18 protein-coding genes, 8 tRNA genes and 1 riboswitch are annotated in these 17,863 nt (G+C 38.6%); of the genes, 21 read left to right on the forward strand and 5 right to left on the reverse strand.

What is annotated here, in order from left to right; all coding sequences use genetic code 11:
* Window positions 1–257: 257 nt before the first annotated feature.
* The 8 genes from ACHUE4_RS05205 (at window position 258) to ACHUE4_RS05240 (ending at window position 979) form a co-directional block, all read left to right on the forward strand.
* A tRNA-Met gene (locus ACHUE4_RS05205) sits at window positions 258–334 on the forward strand.
* A 3-nt stretch (window positions 335–337) separates the two neighbouring features.
* Window positions 338–413, forward strand: a tRNA-Asp gene (locus tag ACHUE4_RS05210).
* Window positions 414–486: 73 nt separating this feature from the next.
* Window positions 487–562: transfer RNA gene (locus tag ACHUE4_RS05215), tRNA-Phe, on the forward strand.
* Between the two features lie 5 nt (window positions 563–567).
* Window positions 568–641: transfer RNA gene (locus tag ACHUE4_RS05220), tRNA-Gly, on the forward strand.
* A gap of 10 nt (window positions 642–651) precedes the next feature.
* Window positions 652–728, forward strand: a tRNA-Ile gene (locus ACHUE4_RS05225).
* A gap of 1 nt (window position 729) precedes the next feature.
* A tRNA-Asn gene (locus tag ACHUE4_RS05230) sits at window positions 730–804 on the forward strand.
* 5 nt (window positions 805–809) lie between these two features.
* Window positions 810–900: transfer RNA gene (locus ACHUE4_RS05235), tRNA-Ser, on the forward strand.
* A 7-nt stretch (window positions 901–907) separates the two neighbouring features.
* Window positions 908–979: transfer RNA gene (locus ACHUE4_RS05240), tRNA-Glu, on the forward strand.
* 136 nt (window positions 980–1,115) lie between these two features.
* Here ACHUE4_RS05240 and ACHUE4_RS05245 read toward each other — a convergent pair.
* Complete coding sequence (locus tag ACHUE4_RS05245; RefSeq protein ID WP_394188322.1) at window positions 1,116–2,027, reverse strand: 1,4-dihydroxy-2-naphthoate polyprenyltransferase; 912 nt, start codon at window positions 2,025–2,027, stop codon at window positions 1,116–1,118.
* 174 nt (window positions 2,028–2,201) lie between these two features.
* On the opposite strand from ACHUE4_RS05245, the gene ACHUE4_RS05250 reads away from it, so the two are divergent.
* Genes ACHUE4_RS05250 through menC form a run of 6 tightly spaced genes read left to right on the forward strand, consistent with a single transcriptional unit; the run spans window position 2,202 to window position 9,554 of the window.
* Entirely contained in the window at window positions 2,202–3,584 is a 1,383-nt protein-coding gene (locus ACHUE4_RS05250; RefSeq protein WP_394188323.1) for an isochorismate synthase, read from the forward strand.
* Window positions 3,577–5,298: a 2-succinyl-5-enolpyruvyl-6-hydroxy-3-cyclohexene-1-carboxylic-acid synthase gene (gene menD / locus ACHUE4_RS05255; RefSeq protein WP_394188324.1), complete on the forward strand. Its 1,722-nt coding sequence runs from the start codon at window positions 3,577–3,579 to the stop codon at window positions 5,296–5,298. The genes ACHUE4_RS05250 and menD overlap by 8 nt, the downstream gene beginning before the upstream one ends.
* The gene (menH, locus tag ACHUE4_RS05260; protein WP_394188325.1) at window positions 5,286–6,113 is read left to right on the forward strand and encodes a 2-succinyl-6-hydroxy-2,4-cyclohexadiene-1-carboxylate synthase; all 828 of its coding nucleotides are present in this window, start codon (window positions 5,286–5,288) and stop codon (window positions 6,111–6,113) included. The genes menD and menH overlap by 13 nt, the downstream gene beginning before the upstream one ends.
* Before the next feature lie 12 nt (window positions 6,114–6,125).
* Complete coding sequence (gene menB / locus ACHUE4_RS05265; protein ID WP_394188326.1) at window positions 6,126–6,944, forward strand: 1,4-dihydroxy-2-naphthoyl-CoA synthase; 819 nt, start codon at window positions 6,126–6,128, stop codon at window positions 6,942–6,944.
* Window positions 6,945–6,999: 55 nt separating this feature from the next.
* Window positions 7,000–8,439, forward strand: a complete 1,440-nt coding sequence (locus tag ACHUE4_RS05270; protein WP_394188327.1) for an o-succinylbenzoate--CoA ligase — start codon at window positions 7,000–7,002, stop codon at window positions 8,437–8,439.
* Entirely contained in the window at window positions 8,421–9,554 is a 1,134-nt protein-coding gene (gene menC / locus ACHUE4_RS05275; protein WP_394188328.1) for an o-succinylbenzoate synthase, read from the forward strand. Before ACHUE4_RS05270 ends, menC begins: the two co-directional genes overlap by 19 nt.
* A 13-nt stretch (window positions 9,555–9,567) precedes the next feature.
* Here menC and ACHUE4_RS05280 read toward each other — a convergent pair whose 3' ends face one another.
* From ACHUE4_RS05280 to ytzI, 3 genes are all read right to left on the reverse strand, one after another.
* On the reverse strand, window positions 9,568–10,608 hold the full coding sequence (locus tag ACHUE4_RS05280) for a metal ABC transporter solute-binding protein, Zn/Mn family (RefSeq protein ID WP_394188329.1): 1,041 nt from the start codon (window positions 10,606–10,608) through the stop codon (window positions 9,568–9,570).
* Window positions 10,609–10,713: 105 nt separating this feature from the next.
* On the reverse strand, window positions 10,714–10,944 hold the full coding sequence (yidD, locus tag ACHUE4_RS05285) for a membrane protein insertion efficiency factor YidD (protein ID WP_394188330.1): 231 nt from the start codon (window positions 10,942–10,944) through the stop codon (window positions 10,714–10,716).
* Window positions 10,941–11,090: a YtzI protein gene (gene ytzI, locus ACHUE4_RS05290; RefSeq protein ID WP_394188331.1), complete on the reverse strand. Its 150-nt coding sequence runs from the start codon at window positions 11,088–11,090 to the stop codon at window positions 10,941–10,943. Before ytzI ends, yidD begins: the two co-directional genes overlap by 4 nt.
* A gap of 99 nt (window positions 11,091–11,189) precedes the next feature.
* Between ytzI and ACHUE4_RS05295 the strand changes: the two genes are divergently transcribed.
* From ACHUE4_RS05295 to ACHUE4_RS05320, 6 genes are all read left to right on the forward strand, one after another.
* The gene (locus tag ACHUE4_RS05295; protein ID WP_394188332.1) at window positions 11,190–11,639 is read left to right on the forward strand and encodes a Dps family protein; all 450 of its coding nucleotides are present in this window, start codon (window positions 11,190–11,192) and stop codon (window positions 11,637–11,639) included.
* A gap of 91 nt (window positions 11,640–11,730) precedes the next feature.
* Window positions 11,731–11,913 (forward strand): putative motility protein, encoded by a 183-nt coding sequence (locus ACHUE4_RS05300; protein WP_394188333.1) that lies wholly within the window; start codon window positions 11,731–11,733, stop codon window positions 11,911–11,913.
* Between the two features lie 84 nt (window positions 11,914–11,997).
* The gene (locus tag ACHUE4_RS05305) at window positions 11,998–12,330 is read left to right on the forward strand and encodes a transposase (RefSeq protein ID WP_394188334.1); all 333 of its coding nucleotides are present in this window, start codon (window positions 11,998–12,000) and stop codon (window positions 12,328–12,330) included.
* A 55-nt stretch (window positions 12,331–12,385) separates the two neighbouring features.
* Window positions 12,386–12,853 carry an NUDIX domain-containing protein gene (locus ACHUE4_RS05310; protein WP_394188335.1) on the forward strand — a complete coding sequence of 156 codons (468 nt, stop codon included), beginning with the start codon at window positions 12,386–12,388 and terminating at the stop codon, window positions 12,851–12,853.
* Window positions 12,837–13,631, forward strand: a complete 795-nt coding sequence (locus tag ACHUE4_RS05315) for an alpha/beta hydrolase family protein (RefSeq protein ID WP_394188336.1) — start codon at window positions 12,837–12,839, stop codon at window positions 13,629–13,631. The genes ACHUE4_RS05310 and ACHUE4_RS05315 overlap by 17 nt, the downstream gene beginning before the upstream one ends.
* A complete protein-coding gene (locus ACHUE4_RS05320) occupies window positions 13,628–14,077 on the forward strand; it encodes a hypothetical protein (RefSeq protein WP_394188337.1) in 450 nt (149 codons plus the stop codon). The genes ACHUE4_RS05315 and ACHUE4_RS05320 overlap by 4 nt, the downstream gene beginning before the upstream one ends.
* A 409-nt stretch (window positions 14,078–14,486) precedes the next feature.
* Here ACHUE4_RS05320 and pckA read toward each other — a convergent pair whose 3' ends face one another.
* Window positions 14,487–16,073, reverse strand: coding sequence for a phosphoenolpyruvate carboxykinase (ATP) (gene pckA, locus ACHUE4_RS05325; protein WP_394188338.1), 1,587 nt, complete (start codon window positions 16,071–16,073; stop codon window positions 14,487–14,489).
* 195 nt (window positions 16,074–16,268) lie between these two features.
* Window positions 16,269–16,392, forward strand: a riboswitch (SAM riboswitch).
* Window positions 16,393–16,632: 240 nt separating this feature from the next.
* Between pckA and metK the strand changes: the two genes are divergently transcribed.
* Complete coding sequence (metK, locus tag ACHUE4_RS05330) at window positions 16,633–17,829, forward strand: methionine adenosyltransferase (RefSeq protein WP_394188339.1); 1,197 nt, start codon at window positions 16,633–16,635, stop codon at window positions 17,827–17,829.
* Window positions 17,830–17,863 lie beyond the last annotated feature (34 nt).

Consider the following 17,863-nt stretch of genomic DNA (forward strand, 5'->3'; position numbering starts at 1 on the left):
CGGCTGAAGGGATCGGTCTTGAAAACCGACAGGGGAGTCAAATCCCGCGGGGGTTCGAATCCCTCTTCCTCCTCCATTTTTACTAAGCACTAAATGGTATACATACCAGATGCAAAACCTTCTCACTTTCTAAGAAAGCAAAAGGGGTGGAGCAAATCGCCAAACGAAGATGGCGATTAACACCGACGCAAGCAAAGCGCGGAAGGTGTCCAATATGATTGTTGCGTTGGAAACAATGTAACATCTAATAACATTATCGCGGGGTGGAGCAGCACGGTAGCTCGTCGGGCTCATAACCCGAAGGTCGCAGGTTCAAATCCTGCCCCCGCAACCAACTGGTCCCGTGGTGTAGCGGTTAACATGCCTGCCTGTCACGCAGGAGATCGCGGGTTCGATTCCCGTCGGGACCGCCATTTTTAAAAAACATCAGAATTGAAATAAGCAATGCGACTAACAAAGTTTCGCAGCTTAGAACAATTCAATTGTGGCTCAGTAGCTCAGTCGGTAGAGCAAAGGACTGAAAATCCTTGTGTCGGCGGTTCGATTCCGTCCTGAGCCACCATATTTGCGGGTGTAGTTTAGTGGTAAAACCTCAGCCTTCCAAGCTGATGATGAGAGTTCGATTCTCTTCACCCGCTCCATTTTTTATGTGGGCCTATAGCTCAGCTGGTTAGAGCGCACGCCTGATAAGCGTGAGGTCGATGGTTCGAGTCCATTTAGGCCCACCATTCCGAAGTAGCTCAGTGGTAGAGCAACCGGCTGTTAACCGGTTGGTCGTAGGTTCGAGTCCTACCTTCGGAGCCAACTCTGGGGAAGTACTCAAGTGGCTGAAGAGGCGCCCCTGCTAAGGGTGTAGATCGGGCAACCGGTGCGAGGGTTCAAATCCCTCCTTCTCCGCCAGATGTTTGGCCCCTTGGTCAAGCGGTTAAGACACCGCCCTTTCACGGCGGTAACACGGGTTCGAATCCCGTAGGGGTCATTTAAGAAGATGCGCTATCATTAGATAGCGTGTTTTTTTATGGACTTTTTTATTGTATACATTAGGTTTTCAACTATTTCATTTTGGGCATACAAAAAGACTGCTTAGTTTGTATCATCTAAGCAGTCCTTTGCATTTACATTAAATAGCCAATCAGTATCCCAATGCCTAATAGAAAACCAAAGATTGTATTGGTTAAAGCCGTATCTTTCATCGCTGGCATAACTTCTAATGGATGTTCGTACGTTCTGAACGTTTTAATTGCGTGAATTGGTTTTTTTATGCTTAAAAGAACTAGTAAAGACCATGGTGTAATCATACCAAGTGCAACCATCACAATAATCCATACGTAAGAGACGATAAACAATAATAGCAATACCGTAATTGCATGGTTACGACCAATTAAGATAGCCATCGTGCGTCTGCCACTTTCCTTATCCCCTACAATGTCTCTAATGTTATTTGATAACATAATTGCTGCAACGAGCAACATGCTCGGAATGGATAATAGTACTGCAAGCAGAGTAATTTCTTCCGTTTGAATATAAAAAGCAATTAATACAATCAACATGCCCATAAATACGCCGGAGAATAGTTCTCCAAATGGTGTATATGCAATAGGGAAAGGACCTCCTGTATAAAAGTAACCGATTGCCATAGAAACTACCCCAACGACAGCTAAGAGCCAAGTTGTCTCTAAACAAATATAAATCCCGAGCAGTGCTGCAATTCCATATAGTAGAAACGCTAATTGTAATACTGTTTTAGGTGCTACACCATTACGAACAATGGCTCCGCCAATACCTACTGATTTTTCATTGTCTAAGCCTCTAGCAAAGTCATAATACTCGTTAAACATATTGGTAGCCGCTTGAATTAATAAGCTTGCCACTAACATCGCTAAAAATAAAATCCAGTTAATAGAACTATATGATAAGGCAATCATGGTTCCAAGGAATACCGGTACAAATGATGCGGTTAAGGTATGTGGTCTTGTTAATTGCCACCATACGCGCCAACCGGTATCGGCTTTTAAATCGTGTGACATTTGTTTTTCGCTCCTTCTAGTGTTTTTACCTCTCTCATTGTACTTCATCCAATAGTTTATGGATAGATTGTTTGCTTAACGGGTGCTGAAATGGCGAGAAAGAGGTATGATAGAAGGTATGATATTCAAGGATAGTCACGAAAACGTGTAGTCCTATTTACGGAGGGAAAATGGATGAAACAGAAGTCTTTTACATCCACTAATTTGACGATTGAAGATAAAACTTCAACGTATTATTTTTATACAGAAACAATTGAAGTAAGTGGCTTATCCTCGATTGCATTTTTTGAAGCAGGCGAGTCATATAAAGGTAAACGGTTTTATTGGCAGAATCGTGAAAAGACTTTTACGCTAGTAGGTCTCGGTCATGCTTATGTGATACAAAATTCGTTACAAGATAATCGTTTTGAAGATATTGATTCACAATGGAAAAATTTATGTGCATCTATTGTTAATGAAGAGCATGAACTTCAACCAATATTGTTTGGTGGATTTTCTTTCGATCCATTAAATCAACTAGAATCAGAGTGGGATTCGTTTCCTTCTGCATACTTTGCTGTGCCATCATTTCAATTAGTTATAAGAGATGATCGGGTTTTTATTAGCATCCATTTAATTACGAAAGATCCAAACTCTCAAATTGCATTTGATCAATTACGCACACAACGAGATGACTTAATACATGCTGCACAAGTGAATGAATTAAAACCCTATGCGAAACCGGTAGTTTCACACTTAACTGAACGTTTTAAAGAAACGTATTTAGATGCTGTTTCTCATGTGACTCGACTTATTGAAGCTAAGGAAGCGCAGAAAGTCGTGATAGCTCGTTCCTTGGCATTACAATTTATCGAAGAAGTTAGTTCACCTTCAGCTATGTATCATGTTTCAAAAGAACAACCGGAAAGCTTTGTGTTTGGCTTAGAGCTTGAGGAACAATTATTCTTTGGAGCGACGCCTGAAAGGTTAGTGAAAGTAGAAAATCAAAAAGCACTGTCTACTTGTTTGGCTGGTTCTATAAAAAGAGGTCAAACGGCAACCGAAGATCAGCAGTTAGGAAATGAATTGCTTCAAGACGCGAAAAATCGTGAAGAGCATCAATATGTCGTGGATATGATTTCGCAGGTTTTTGAAGAATACTGTGAAGAAGTAAAAGTACCTAAATATCCTAAATTGATGAAAATTCGAGATATCCAACACTTATATACACCGGTTGAAGGAACCTTGAAAAAGGGACAAGGCCTATTACAACTTGTCCAAGACTTACATCCAACTCCTGCACTTGGTGGGGAGCCACGAAATGAAGCAATGGGTATTATTCGTATGGTAGAGCAAATGAATAGAGGCTATTATGCGGCTCCTATTGGATGGATTGATGCAAATGGTAATGGTGAATTTGCCGTCGCGATTCGATCAGCTTTATTAAATAAAGACCAAGCATACTTATATGCAGGTGGAGGGATTGTCGGTACGTCAGATCCAACTTCTGAATATGCAGAGACCTTGGTTAAATTTAGACCTATGTTACGTACTCTTGGAGGTAAGTTAAATGGATGATCATCGTACAATTTTGACTGAATATGTGCACTCGATAGCGCAAGCCTTCCTTGATGCTGGTGTTAGGAAAGTGGTGATTAGTCCAGGTTCAAGATCCACTCCTTTAGCGTATGTGTTTAGCCATATGAAGGAATTTACAACGTATATGCAAGTAGATGAACGTTCAGCAGGATTTTTTGCTCTTGGATTAGCAAAAGCTAAGAAACATCCTGTTCTATTACTATGTACATCTGGGACTGCGGCCGCGAATTATTTTCCAGCCATCGTTGAAGCTAATTATGCTAGAGTACCATTGATTGTGTTAACGGCAGATCGACCACATGAGTTACGTGAAGTTGGCGCACCTCAAGCAATCGATCAAATTCAGCTTTACGGTAATCATGTGAAATGGAGCGTAGACTTCCCACTAGCTGATTCAAGTAGTGAAACGATTCCTTTTGTTGAACGCCATACGGCAAGAGCAATTGCTCAAGCAAAAGCCGCACCAATGGGTCCAATCCATATCAATATTCCATTTAGAGAACCTTTACTGCTTGATTTTGATTTCATCAAGAAGCCTTCAACTTTTCAACAGTCATTTTCAGGAGATGTACAAGCATCTGAAGAAGCTAAAAATTTCGTTGCTGAAAAAATTAATCATGCTAAGAGTGGATTCATTATTGTTGGTGAACTGCCAAAAGAGTTTTCTCACGAAGACTTTTGGACTTTTGCTAAAGTCTTGAAATGGCCGATACTAGCGGACCCACTTTCGCAATTAAGGTCAAATCTTCCGGAAGCATGTCAAGATTACTTAATTGACCAGTATGACGCACTTCTAAAAAACGAACATTTTGCTCAATCTATCATGCCAGAAGTCGTCATTCGCTTTGGGGCTCAACCCGTTTCAAAACCATTAACTCTATTTTTAAAAACTTACCAACCTAAGACATTTATCATCATTGATGAAAATCCTGTCTTTCGTGATTCCATAGGTGTTGTGACACACCATATTCATTCCGTACCTAACGTTTTTTGGAATGAATCGTATGTGAATGAGTCAAGTGATTATCTAAATAAATGGACACAAGCGAATGAAATGGCAACTAACCATGTAAATCAATACATAGCCAATCAAAAGGATGAGGGAGCATACGCAGGGTTGTTGTTTCAGCATTTAGAGGATGCAAGTGATTTGATTTGTGGTAGCAGTATGCCGATTCGAGATGTCGACACGTTTTTCAATAAAACATCAAAAGACATTGGCATCTATGCAAATCGTGGGACAAATGGAATTGATGGAGTTGTCTCAACAGCTCTAGGGATTCAACAGTCATTAAAGAGATCTAGCACACTCCTTATTGGTGATATCTCCTTTTTACACGATGTAAATGGTTTGTTAGTGTCTCGTTTTCATAAAACTGATTTAACGATCGTGGTGATGAATAATGACGGAGGTGGAATTTTTTCATATCTCCCCCAGTCATCTGAAGAACAATATTTCGAAAAGTTATTTGGGACACCAACAGGATTATCGTTTGATTCCATTGCGCATATGTATGAAGCGGAATATTTCTTGATTGAATCAAAAGAGGCATTTCTGACAGCGTTGAAGACTCCTAAAAAAACGGATATTCGAATTATTGAAGTGAAGACGAATCGTCAAGAAAATGTTAGGGTACATCGACAATTATGGAAAGCGATTTCTGAGGAGATTGACCAGTCATGGAACAGTTAACTGTGGATGTTAGAGGAATACAAATCAGTTTTACGATGACAAATCCCGATGCAAACGAGTCTATTGTATTTTTGCATGGCTTTACAGGGAGTTGGAGGTCTTGGGAACCAGTTATTAAACTTCTACCTAAAACCATCAACTATATCTCGATTGATTTAATGGGACATGGTTCAACTGAAGTAAGTTCAAATCCTGAGCGTTATCGGATGAATGAGCAATTACTCGATTTAGAAGAGTTTTTTTCATTAATTCAGTTAACTAGTTTTTCATTAGTTGGGTATTCAATGGGTGGACGAATTGCTTTAGCTTATGCATTAGGACATCCACAACAAGTTAAGAATTTGGTGCTCGAAAGTACTTCTCCGGGACTTAAAACCAATGAAGAGCAACAGTTGAGACGACAAGCTGATGACCAATTAGCAGATCGGATTGAAGAAGATGGACTCGAATCATTTATCGATTTTTGGGAGAACATACCTTTATTTGAATCTCAAAAGTCACTTTCGATTGAAAAGCAGCATGAAATTCGTTCCGAAAGGCTTGCACAATCTGCTTTAGGTCTCGCGAATAGTCTGAGAGGGATGGGGACTGGACAACAACCATCTTATTGGTCGAAACTAGATGAATTAGATATACCTGTGTATTTAGTGACTGGAGAATATGATACAAAATATACCGAGATTGCGGACGAAATGGTCAAAAAATTAAAAGATGGATCCCATCTGCAAGTTTCGTCAGTTGGACATGCAATACATGTGGAAAATCCCGTTCAGTTTGCTACAATAATAATGGAGCAATTAATCGATGGAAATTAGAGGAGGAAGATTATGACACGTCAATGGGTAACAGAACGTACATATGAAGATATTAAATATGAAACATATAACGGAATCGCTAAAATTACGATTAACCGTCCGGAAGTTCGAAATGCTTTCCGTCCTAAAACGGTGAAGGAATTACTTGAAGCTTTCACTTATGCACGTGATGATTCAAAGGTTGGCGTTATTGTTTTAACAGGTGAGGGAGAAAAAGCCTTCTGTTCTGGTGGTGACCAATCGGTGCGTGGTCATGGTGGATACGTAGGAGAAGATGAAATCCCGCGTTTAAATGTTTTAGATTTACAACGTTTAATTCGTGTTATTCCTAAACCAGTAGTTGCAATGGTTGCAGGTTACGCAATTGGTGGCGGACATGTTCTTCATGTTGTTTGTGACTTAACAATTGCTGCTGATAACGCGATTTTCGGACAAACAGGTCCAAAGGTTGGATCATTTGATGCGGGTTATGGCTCTGGTTATTTAGCTCGTATTATCGGTCACAAAAAAGCGCGAGAAATTTGGTACTTATGTCGTCAATATGATGCACAAGCCGCACTTGATATGGGCTTAGTCAATACAGTTGTGCCTTACGCTCAGTTAGAAGACGAAACAGTTCAATGGTGTGAAGAAATGTTATCTATGTCTCCAACAGCTTTACGATTCTTAAAAGCTGCAATGAATGCAGATACAGATGGCTTAGCTGGACTTCAGCAAATGGCTGGAGACGCAACTCTTCTTTACTATACAACTGATGAAGCGAAAGAAGGCCGCGATGCCTTTAAGGAAAAACGTAAACCTGATTTTGGTCAGTTCCCACGATTCCCTTGATTTGAACTTCCAAAGCTGTCCTTAATGGACAGCTTTTTGTAAAGGAGAAGATTTTTTGTATCCAAATTTAATTACTAAAAGAGCTTCCTTAACACCCCAAAAAACTGCCATTATTTTTGATCAGGAAAGATGGACTTTCAAAGATGTGGAAGTCGTAGCCCATGAAATGGCAGGGAAGCTTCGATCAGTAGGCATTAAAACAGGAATGAGAATTGCTGTGCTTTCACCTACAAACACGGACTTTTTGAAGGTCATATACGGTTGTATGTATGCAGGTTGTGAGATGGTCTTTTTAAATGAACGATTGAGCGAAGAAGAATTGAAGTATCAAGTGGAAGACTCAAATGCAGTTAAAATTTTAGTAGATGATAGCTACGCATCAAAATTAATAAGTGAATCTGTTTGTTTATTTTCAACTTTAAATCAAGCACCCATTGAACAAGTTACTTCTGCAAAAGAATGGGCACCAGATCGGACGATTTCTGTTATGTACACATCGGGGACTACTGGGTTTCCTAAAGGTGTTCGCCAAACAATGGAAAACCATTTTTCGAGTGCGACTGCTTCTGCATTCAATATGGGGGTTGACCCTAATGATGTATGGTTATGTACGATGCCGTTATTTCATATTAGTGGATTTTCGATCATCATGCGCTCACTAATCTATGGAATTGGCATTTCATTGTACGCCAAATTCGATGCTGTTAAAATAACGGATGAATTAATTGATGGTACAGTCACACATATGTCTGTAGTGTCCGTCATGCTTGAGCGAATTCTAATAGAATTAGAGCATCGAAATGAACTTGTTTCAACTAAGTTTAAAATCATGTTAGCTGGTGGTGGACCCATTCCGATTGCTTATTTAGAGCGGGCTCAAGCTAAAGGCATTGCCATTTTACAAACATACGGTATGACAGAAACAAGTTCGCAAACGTCAACTTTAGCTGCGGAAGATGCGAAGAGAAAAATCGGTTCTTCAGGGAAACCTCTTTTATTAAATGAAATAAAGATTGATGGTGCAACCTCACCTCATGAGATCGGGGAAATCCTTATTAAGGGTCCACATGTAACGCCAGGGTATATCGGTCATTTTGCGAATCATCCTGCACAAAGAGATGGGTGGTTATATACTGGGGATGTCGGTTATCTTGATGCAGAAGGCTATTTGTATGTTGTTGATAGGCGATCAGACTTAATAATTTCTGGTGGGGAAAATGTTTATCCTGCTGAAGTTGAGAATGCGATCCTGAAACATCCGGATATTTTAGGTGCAGGGGTTTGTGGTCACAAAGACGAACAATGGGGAGAGGTACCTGTCGCTTTTATCGTAACGAATGCGCAAATTACTTTGGAGTCATTGCAAAAATTTTTATCAAATCATTTGGCGGCATATAAAATACCAAAGTTTATGTATATTGTAGAAGAACTCCCAAGGAATGCCTCGAACAAATTGTTGAGAAGAGAGTTGAAAAAGTGGCTACTATCCAAATAATAAGTGCAAAGATGTTTCACGTAAAAGTACCATTAAAAAAACCCTTCACAACACATTTACAATCGGTCGAGGAGCGGGAAAGTATTCTTATTGAGATGATGGATGCCGATGGAACAATCGGTGTAGGAGAATGTGTGGCTTTTACATCACCTTGGTATACAGAAGAAACAGTATCCACTGCTTGGCTTGCGATTGAACAATGGTTAATGCCTTTGGTTTTGAATGAAACCTTTAAACATCCTAATGAATTAGATCATGCCATGTCTTTCGTTAAAGGAAATAGTATGGCGAAAGCATCTATAAATCATGCTATATGGGATATTTATGCCAAAAAAATGAATCAGCCTTTGTGGAAATTAATTGGTGGAGTTAAAAGCGTTATTGAAGCTGGTGTTGTGATTGCAGAGAACAATTTCACTGAGCTTTTAACAAAAGTAGAGAAAGCAGCAACAGATGGATATAAGCGAGTTAAGTTGAAAATATCTACTACTTCTAATCCAAAAGAATTGAAGGAATTAATTACTCGATTTCCTAACTTGCAATTTTTCGCCGATGCAAATGGTGCGTTTTCAAAGGATTCAATACAGATTCTTAAGCAGTATGACGAGGTTGGACTAACGCTTATCGAGCAGCCTTTTAGTGAAGATGAAAATCTCCTGTCAGCACAAGTTCAAGCGACGATGAAGACTCCTTTTGCATTAGATGAAAGTATTACTAGCTATTCAGATGCCAAGCAAATGAATAAAGACCAATCAGGGAAAATCATTGTGCTCAAACAAGGTCGAGTTGGAGGGTTAAGTGAGGCGTTAAAAATACACCAACTTGCAATGGAAGAGAACATTCCACTTTGGATAGGAGGAATGATTGAACTTGGTGTTTCAAAAGCATTTAATGCTGCTTTTGCGTCACTACCGTCCATTAAGTATCCAGGTGACTTTAGTTCAGCCGACTATTTTTTTGAACAAGATTTAGCCACTCCACCTGTTCAAGTTCAAAATGGAATTTATTCTTTAACGAATGAACCGGGAGTAGGAGTTTTGTGGAACCACGAATTAATTGAACAGTTTTTAATTAAAAAACAAGTATGGAATGAAAAACCACGCAAAGGAACTTAATCCCTTTACGTGGTTATTTTAATGCTTCTTCTAGTGTCGTTAAATTTTTCTCCATTAATGTAAAATAGGTTTCTTCGTTTTGAATATCTTCTTCCGTAAGGACGCTGAGATTATGAAGGATACCTGATTCAGCTCCAACCTCTGATTGAATTACTTTTGCTAAGTTTGACGAAACATTTTGTTCGAACAAGATCGTCTTAATTTGTTTCTCTTTTGCTAGTTCTACAATTTCAGTTAATTCTTTTTGAGAAGGTTCATCTTGTGAATTCAATCCAGCAATTGCAACCTGCTCGAGTCCATAAGCCCCAGCTAAATATCCAAACGCTGCATGAGAAACAAAAAATGTCTTGTTGGGTACATTGTTTGCCATTTCTTGAAATTTCATATCTAACGCTTCTAATTCTGTTTGCAATGCATCAAAGTTCTTTGTATAAGTTTCCTCGTTTGCAGGATCTTGTTCAATAAGTGAATCTTGAATCGATTTTGCTAACTTTATGCTAATAGTTGGTGAAATCCACAAATGGGGATCAATGTCTCCATGATCATGGTCATCATGATTTTCTACTGCTTCATTTTCATTAGCATGAGTATCCTTCTCTTCATGAACATGAGTATCTTCATCTTCTTTAGCGTGAGATTCCTCATCTGTGCCTTCATCTTCATGTATTTCTTCTTGAACTAAGTCTTCATCAGATACAGAATTCGATGTGGCTATCAATTTTACTTGTTCATTTGCCAATGTTTTTTTGGCATTATCCACAAAGCCTTCAAGTCCCATGCCAATATAGAAAAATAGATCAGCATCTGCAAGATTCATCATATCTTTTTGCGTAGGGTCAAACGTATGTTCATTTGAACCAGTTGGGTAAATCGATTTTACTTGAACGAGGTTTCCACCAATTCGCTCTGTAAAGTATGTGAGAGGATAAACGGTTGTGTAAATGGTTAATTTATCTGCGTCATTATTTTCTTGAGGGAGTGTATCTGTTTGTCCGCATGCAGCGGTAAATAGGATAAGTATGCTAGTAAGTATAATAAAATATGCTTTTTTCATTAATAAATCTCCTTAACAGTAATCATTACGATTTGTTTTATTGCCTTTATTAGCATACAAGAATCGTTCCAAAAAGACAAGAAAAAAGAAATGACGTAATTCAAGTCATTTCTTTTTCGGCCATTCTTCAGGAACTGGATCATATCCACCTTCATGAAAAGGATGACAACTTAATATTCTTTTTGTGGCTAAGTAAACACCTTTAAGGGCACCATGTTTTTGAACTGCCTCAACACCATAATGCGAACAAGTCGGATAAAATCGACAACTTGGAGGAGTTAAGGGAGAAATCACTTTTTGATAAAATCGAAATATACCAATGACAATATATTTCATACGTTCTTATCATCCGTCATTGATTTTTGTGGTACCGGATCGATTGTGTGTTTATGTGAATATGCTTTATTTGTTGATAAAAGGAAAATGAGCGTTATTCCAATGACAACAATGAACGCAACAACTAAAAGGAACCATAAAGTCATTTCTTTCACTCCATTTCTGTCTGTATGTTTATTGTAGTGACTTTAGTGGTAAATTAAAAGTAGAAAAGCTTTAAATATAAAAGAGGAGAGTGTTTTTTTATGTCAGCAGCATTAAACAAAGAATTAAATAAGCAGGTAGCAACTTGGTCAGTTATGTATACGAAATTACATAATTTCCATTGGTATGTAAAGGGACCTCAATTTTTCACTCTACATGCTAAATTCGAAGAACTTTATAATGAAGCAACACTTCATATGGATGAAATTGCAGAAAGATTATTAACATTAGGTGGAAAACCTGTTGCGACTTTAGCGGAGCATCTTGAATTGTCGGATGTGAAAGAAGCTACTGGGAAAGAATCAACAGATCAAATGGTTAGCTCAGTTGTGAAGGATTTCGATACGATTATGAAATCATTGAAAAAAGGGATGGACGAAGCTGCTAAAGATGAAGATGATATGACGGAAGATTTATTAAATGCTGTCTATCAATCGATTGAAAAACACCAATGGATGTTAAATGCATTCTTAGGTGATACAAATAAATAAGAGAGTATAGACAAATTCCTTTTCAGAGGAATTTGTCTTTATTTTTTGTGAGAATGGACGATATTAGATTTGTAGGGAAGGAGGTATGTTTATGGAAATGAGCTCAATTATGGCAAGTCAATTGAGAGAACTACAGTCTACAGTTCAAATGAGCGTTATGAAAAATGCGCTTAATATGAGCTCGGCATCTGCAGTTGAAATGCTCCAAAACATGCCTGAGCAACCGACAGCTTCTCATCCTTATAAAGGAACAGTTGTCGATATTTCAGGCTGACCAAAGCAAAAAGACATGCCATCAATTTGATGTGCATGTTTTTTGTTTTATGTAACATCCTATTTAAAAGAAAGGATGTATGATATGGCGAAAATATATGTCTCCGTAACCCATCATCAATATTATTTCCATCCGGATGATTCTCCGTGGGAATATGAAATTGAAGGAAAGCCAGAAGTGATTACGATACTGGACGAATTATTTAATCAGAAACAAGAGTGGGAGTGGAAAAATTTCCTCCGGGCTCACTTACCTTATATACCTTATCATTTAGATCCAGAAAATGACGAAGTGGACTTACGATTGAAAAAGCTATATGCAGTCATTCATGAATATGGAACGGATGACGCGAAAGTGCTTATAGAATCAATGCCCTTTTATGCACCAAGGGAACAATCTATGAACGAAATTCGATAAATGTTGAATGCAATGCATGCCTTCGCTACACTTTAATGAAAGGGGTGTAGAAGGCATGTATTTTTTTAAAGATTTAAATGGATATGATGTCACTTTATCATTTGTTCCAGATACGTTTTCCATACCTGCGAAACATGTTCTGATACTTGCTAATAAACAAGATAAGTGGTTAGTAACGAAACATCCAGAGCGAGGGATTGAGTTCCCTGGTGGAAAGGTCGAAGAAGGCGAGACATTAGTAGAAGCTGCAAAAAGAGAGACCTATGAAGAAACCGGTGCAGCTTTAACAGATGTGAGTTGGTTTGCAGAATATACGGTTCATACAGTACCTCCATTTCGGAAAGTCGTATATAGAGCTACAGTAAATCACATAGTGAAAATGAATAAACAGTTTGAAACAGATGGCTATAAATGGATGACTTTAACTGAATTTAACAAAGAGGAAAATTTAAGTTTTCATATGAGAGACGAAGGTATGAAAAAAATGTTGGAAAGAGTGATGCTGAATGAAGCAAAGCGGTGAAATCTTCTCTAAACAGCCTTACCCAAGTCCAAATCCGAGTATCCAACTAAGTGAAATTATTTATTGGTCCAATGGTTTACGAGTAAAAGGTTTACTTGCAGAGCCAAAAGGAAAAGGTATTTATGAAGGGATTCTATACTTACGTGGGGGAATTCAGCGAGTTGGCATGGTTCGACCTAGCCGAATCGCTCAATTTGCTGCGCAAGGCTTCGTCGTTTTCGCACCCTATTATAGAGGAAATCGTGGCGGAGAAGGCTTTGATGAGTTTGCAGGTGATGATCGATATGATGCCGTACACGCTGTAGATGTGTTAAAGCTTTTTCTGAAGGTACATAGAATACATATCTTTTCTTTTTCTAGGGGAGGAATCATGGCCCTTTGGACAGCCATTTTACGTAATGATATTGCCTCTGTGGTTACATGGGCAGGAGTTACAGATGCTGCCTTAACGTATGATGAACGTAAAGATATGAGACGAATGATGAAACGAGTTATTGGTGGTACTCCTACCAATCATCCCGAGCTTTATCATGCAAGAACACCATTGAATTACATGGATGAATTTACGTCACGAGTACTGATTATTCATGGCTTGCAAGATCAGCATGTAAGTTTAGAACATGCAAAGAAACTCGAAGCTAAACTTTCGCAATCAAAGAATGAAGTGAAAACTTGGTATTTTGAAGAATATAAGCATCACTTCCCACCAGCAGTAAATAGACAAACAGTAAGAGATTTAACACAGTGGATGAGAAATGCGAGAGGAGATTTGTCATGAAACATATTAAAATTCAATTAGAAACAACCCATTCTGAACACAAAACATCTTTTCCGATTACGACGTCTTATTGGCAAGAACTTTGGGATACATACACCACCGATTTCAGTTCAGTAGAAATTCATTGTTGGAAAGAAGAGCCCAAACATATGGAGGAACTTGAAAAGATTGCTTCGTTAATTCAAGATCAAAATTTGATTATAGCTTATACCGTAACCTTGAACGAAGAAAATCGAGAGTTTTTGCGAAATAACTCCATTGATGAAAATGGGGGATTAAAATGGTTTACGTTGCTATTCTATAAAGAAACGACGCAAATGTTGGAAATTGGCCAATATGGTTCTGAAATTAGTTTGTACGGGATAGATGAAAAGGAAGCGGAGACATTTAAAGCGATTTTTCCTGAAGATGTCGAGTCAGAATATTTTAAAGAACATTTAATGTGACTTAGAGTATCACACATTAAGAATCTGCAGCTCTCATATTACAGACAAAAAAATGCTGATTTCCATTTCGCCGGACGCTTTCCGCGGAGGCCAACAGGATGTTGGTTTCACAGACGTTGCCACACGATGTGGCATTCTTAGTCTGTGTTCCTCAGCCGCTTCCCTCGCGAGGCTCAGTCCAGGGTCTTCACTTCTTGCTGATTCCGCCGGAGTCGCCGCCTCAATTACAATCAGTAAAAGCATATGTAAGCCAATTTCTTTAACAGAAGAAAAAATATCGTTGACATCAATTATTTGAAGTGAAATAAGTAGCCGCACATCTATTAATTGAAATGAATGCTAATGATAAGAACTAACCTTTTAAACCTAAAAAAGAGCTTGCACAAGTTAATGTGCAAGCTCTTTTTGATTAAATAATTGGTCCACCTTTAGAAGAAATATCTTCTGAAACTGATCCGAATTTTTTGAAGTTTTCACGGAATTGATCAGCCAATTCTTTTGCTTTCTTGTCGTAAGCATCTGTGTCTGCCCAGGCATCGCGTGGATTTAACACGTTTGTTGGAACGCCAGGGATTTCTGTAGGAATTGCTAAACCAAAGACTGAACCTTTGTTTGTTTCCACATTATCTAGTTTTCCTTCAAGTGCTGCACGAACCATAGCTCTTGTATAAGATAATTTCATGCGGCTACCAACGCCGTATTCTCCACCAGTCCAACCGGTATTAACTAAGAATACTTGTGAGTTATGCTCATCAATTTTCTTACCTAACATTTCTGCATAAACAGTTGCAGGTAGTGGTAAGAATGGAGAACCGTAACATGTTGAGAAAGCAGCTTGAGGTGAAGTGATTCCACGCTCAGTTCCTGCAAGTTTCGATGTGAAACCGCTTAGGAAGTGATACATTGCTTGCTCTTTCGTGAGTTTACTGATTGGAGGCAATACGCCAAATGCATCAGCAGTTAAGAAAATAATTGTTTTTGGATGACCAGCTACAGATGGATCGACAATATTATCAATTGCTTGAAGCGGGTACGCTGCACGTGTATTTTCAGTTAATGAAATATCATCGTAATCAGCAATTCTAGTTTCTGAGTCTATAACTACGTTTTCTAAAACGGAACCAAAACGGATGGCATCATAAATTTGCGGTTCATTTTCATGTGTTAAATTAATCGCTTTTGCATAACATCCGCCTTCAATATTGAAGACGCCATTGTCTGACCAACCATGCTCATCGTCCCCGATAAGTTTGCGATCAGCATCAGCTGATAAGGTAGTTTTACCTGTTCCTGATAAACCGAAGAACAAAGCAACATCGCCTTTTTCTCCAACGTTAGCAGAACAGTGCATAGGAAGAATACCTTGTTCAGGTAATAAGTAATTCATAATCGAGAAGATCGATTTTTTCATTTCACCAGCATATTCAGTACCACCGATTAAAATAATTCGTTTCTCCATAGACACCATGATGAAAGTTTCTGAAGATGTACCATCAACTGCTGGATTTGCTTTAAAAGTCGGAGCTGATACAATTGTGAAATCTGCTTCGTGAGTAGTTAACTCTTCTGCAGAAGGGCGAATAAATAATTGGTGAGCAAACAGGTTATGCCAAGCATATTCGTTAATCACTTGTAAAGATAAGCGAGATTGTTTGTCTGCACCAGCAAATCCTTTAAACACAAATAATTCTTCTTTTGTTTTTAGGTAATCGATTACTTTCTTATATAATGAGTCAAAAATTTCAGATGAGATGGGTTGATTAACAGGACCCCAGTCAATTTTGTCCTTTGAAATGTCTTCTTCAACCATGTACTTATCTTTAGGCGAACGACCTGTGTATTTTCCAGTCTCCGCTTTTACAGCACCTGTTGATGTTAAGACAGCTTCTCCGCGTGATGTTGCTTTCTCCACTAATTGTGGTACTGAAAGTTGAACGTGCACGTTTTGGCCATTTAACAATTCGTTCAGCTCGGTAATTGTGTTCACTGAATTCATGTATATGTACCTTCCTTTTTCAAGTATTCCCGATAAAATGGGGTAATTTTGATTCGAGAATTAGTATAACACATTCCGTTTAATAATCTACACTAATAGCCTGTATAAAATATAGATATTTCTTGTCAAAATTAATGTGCATAAAATGTTTGACATTGTCGAAATTGTTTATTATGATGTAAAACTGAACGGATACTCTTATCCCGAGCTGGTGGAGGGGTCAGGCCCTATGAAACCCGGCAACCTGCGATTATATGATTTCATATGATTGGCGAAGGTGCTGAACCTGAAGCAAGGTGAATTCCTTGGATGATAAGAGTGAAAGGTGCCTACTAAATCATACCTTTCCTCATGTAATTGACGTGAGAGAGGGTTTTTTTTATGCTATCTCACTAAATTGCATTTAAATGGATGATTTAACACAGACATCTCCCTTTATCCTCGTGTAGAAGCCCGAAACGGCGGAAGGTTTTATTCAATCGAGTAAAGCTTGACATGGGAAATGAGTACCGTTTGAATTTTCCGAGAGAAATCTCGAAGGATATAGGAGGAATTAATAATGACAACTCGTCGATTATTTACATCAGAATCAGTAACAGAAGGGCATCCGGATAAGATTTGTGACCAAATCTCAGATGCAATATTAGATGCTATTTTAACAGAAGATCCAAATGCACGTGTGGCATGTGAAACAACAGTTACAACAGGATTAGTTCTTGTAGCTGGAGAAATCACAACGTCAGCTTATGTTGATATTCAAAAAGTAGTGCGTGAAACAGTTCGTGAAATTGGTTATACTCGTGCAAAATATGGTTTTGACTCAGAAACATCAGCTGTTTTAACAGCAATTGATGAGCAGTCTGCCGATATCGCAATGGGTGTTGACCAAGCATTAGAAGCTCGTGAAGGTTCTATGTCAGATGATGATATTGAAGCAATCGGTGCTGGAGACCAAGGATTAATGTTTGGGTTTGCATGTAATGAAACGCCAGAATTAATGCCTCTTCCAATTAGTTTAGCTCACAAGTTAGCTCGTCGTTTAGCTTTGGTTCGTAAAGATGAGATTCTTTCTTACCTACGTCCAGATGGTAAAACACAAGTAACTGTAGAATATGATGAAAACAACAAACCATTGCGTATTGACACAATCGTTATTTCTACTCAACATCATCCAGAAGTAACGCTTGAACAAATCCAACGCAACCTTAAAGAACATGTTATTAATCCAGTTGTACCTGCAGAATTAATTGATGAAAACACAAAATACTTCATTAATCCAACTGGTCGCTTTGTTATTGGTGGACCACAAGGAGATGCAGGTTTAACAGGGCGCAAAATTATCGTTGATACTTACGGTGGTTATGCTCGTCACGGTGGTGGAGCATTCTCTGGTAAGGATGCAACAAAAGTTGACCGTTCAGCAGCTTATGCAGCACGTTATGTTGCTAAAAACATCGTAGCAGCTGGTCTTGCTGATCGCTGTGAAGTTCAATTAGCATATGCAATTGGTGTTGCTCAACCTGTATCGATTGCTATTGATACATTTGGAACGGGTACAGTTGATGAGTCGAAAATGGTTGAAATGGTTCGCGAATTATTCGACTTACGTCCAGCTGGAATCATCAAAATGTTAGACCTTCGTCGTCCAATCTACAAACAAACTGCAGCATATGGACACTTTGGTCGTACAGACATAGATGTTCCTTGGGAGAAAACAGACAAAGCTGCTGCATTAAAAGAAAAAGCAGGCGTTTAATTGAAAAAGCTGTTCCGGAATAATTCGGAACAGC

Origin of the sequence: Paenisporosarcina quisquiliarum (assembly GCF_043641925.1) — a bacterium.
Classification (GTDB): Bacteria; Bacillota; Bacilli; order Bacillales_A; family Planococcaceae; genus Paenisporosarcina; species Paenisporosarcina quisquiliarum_A.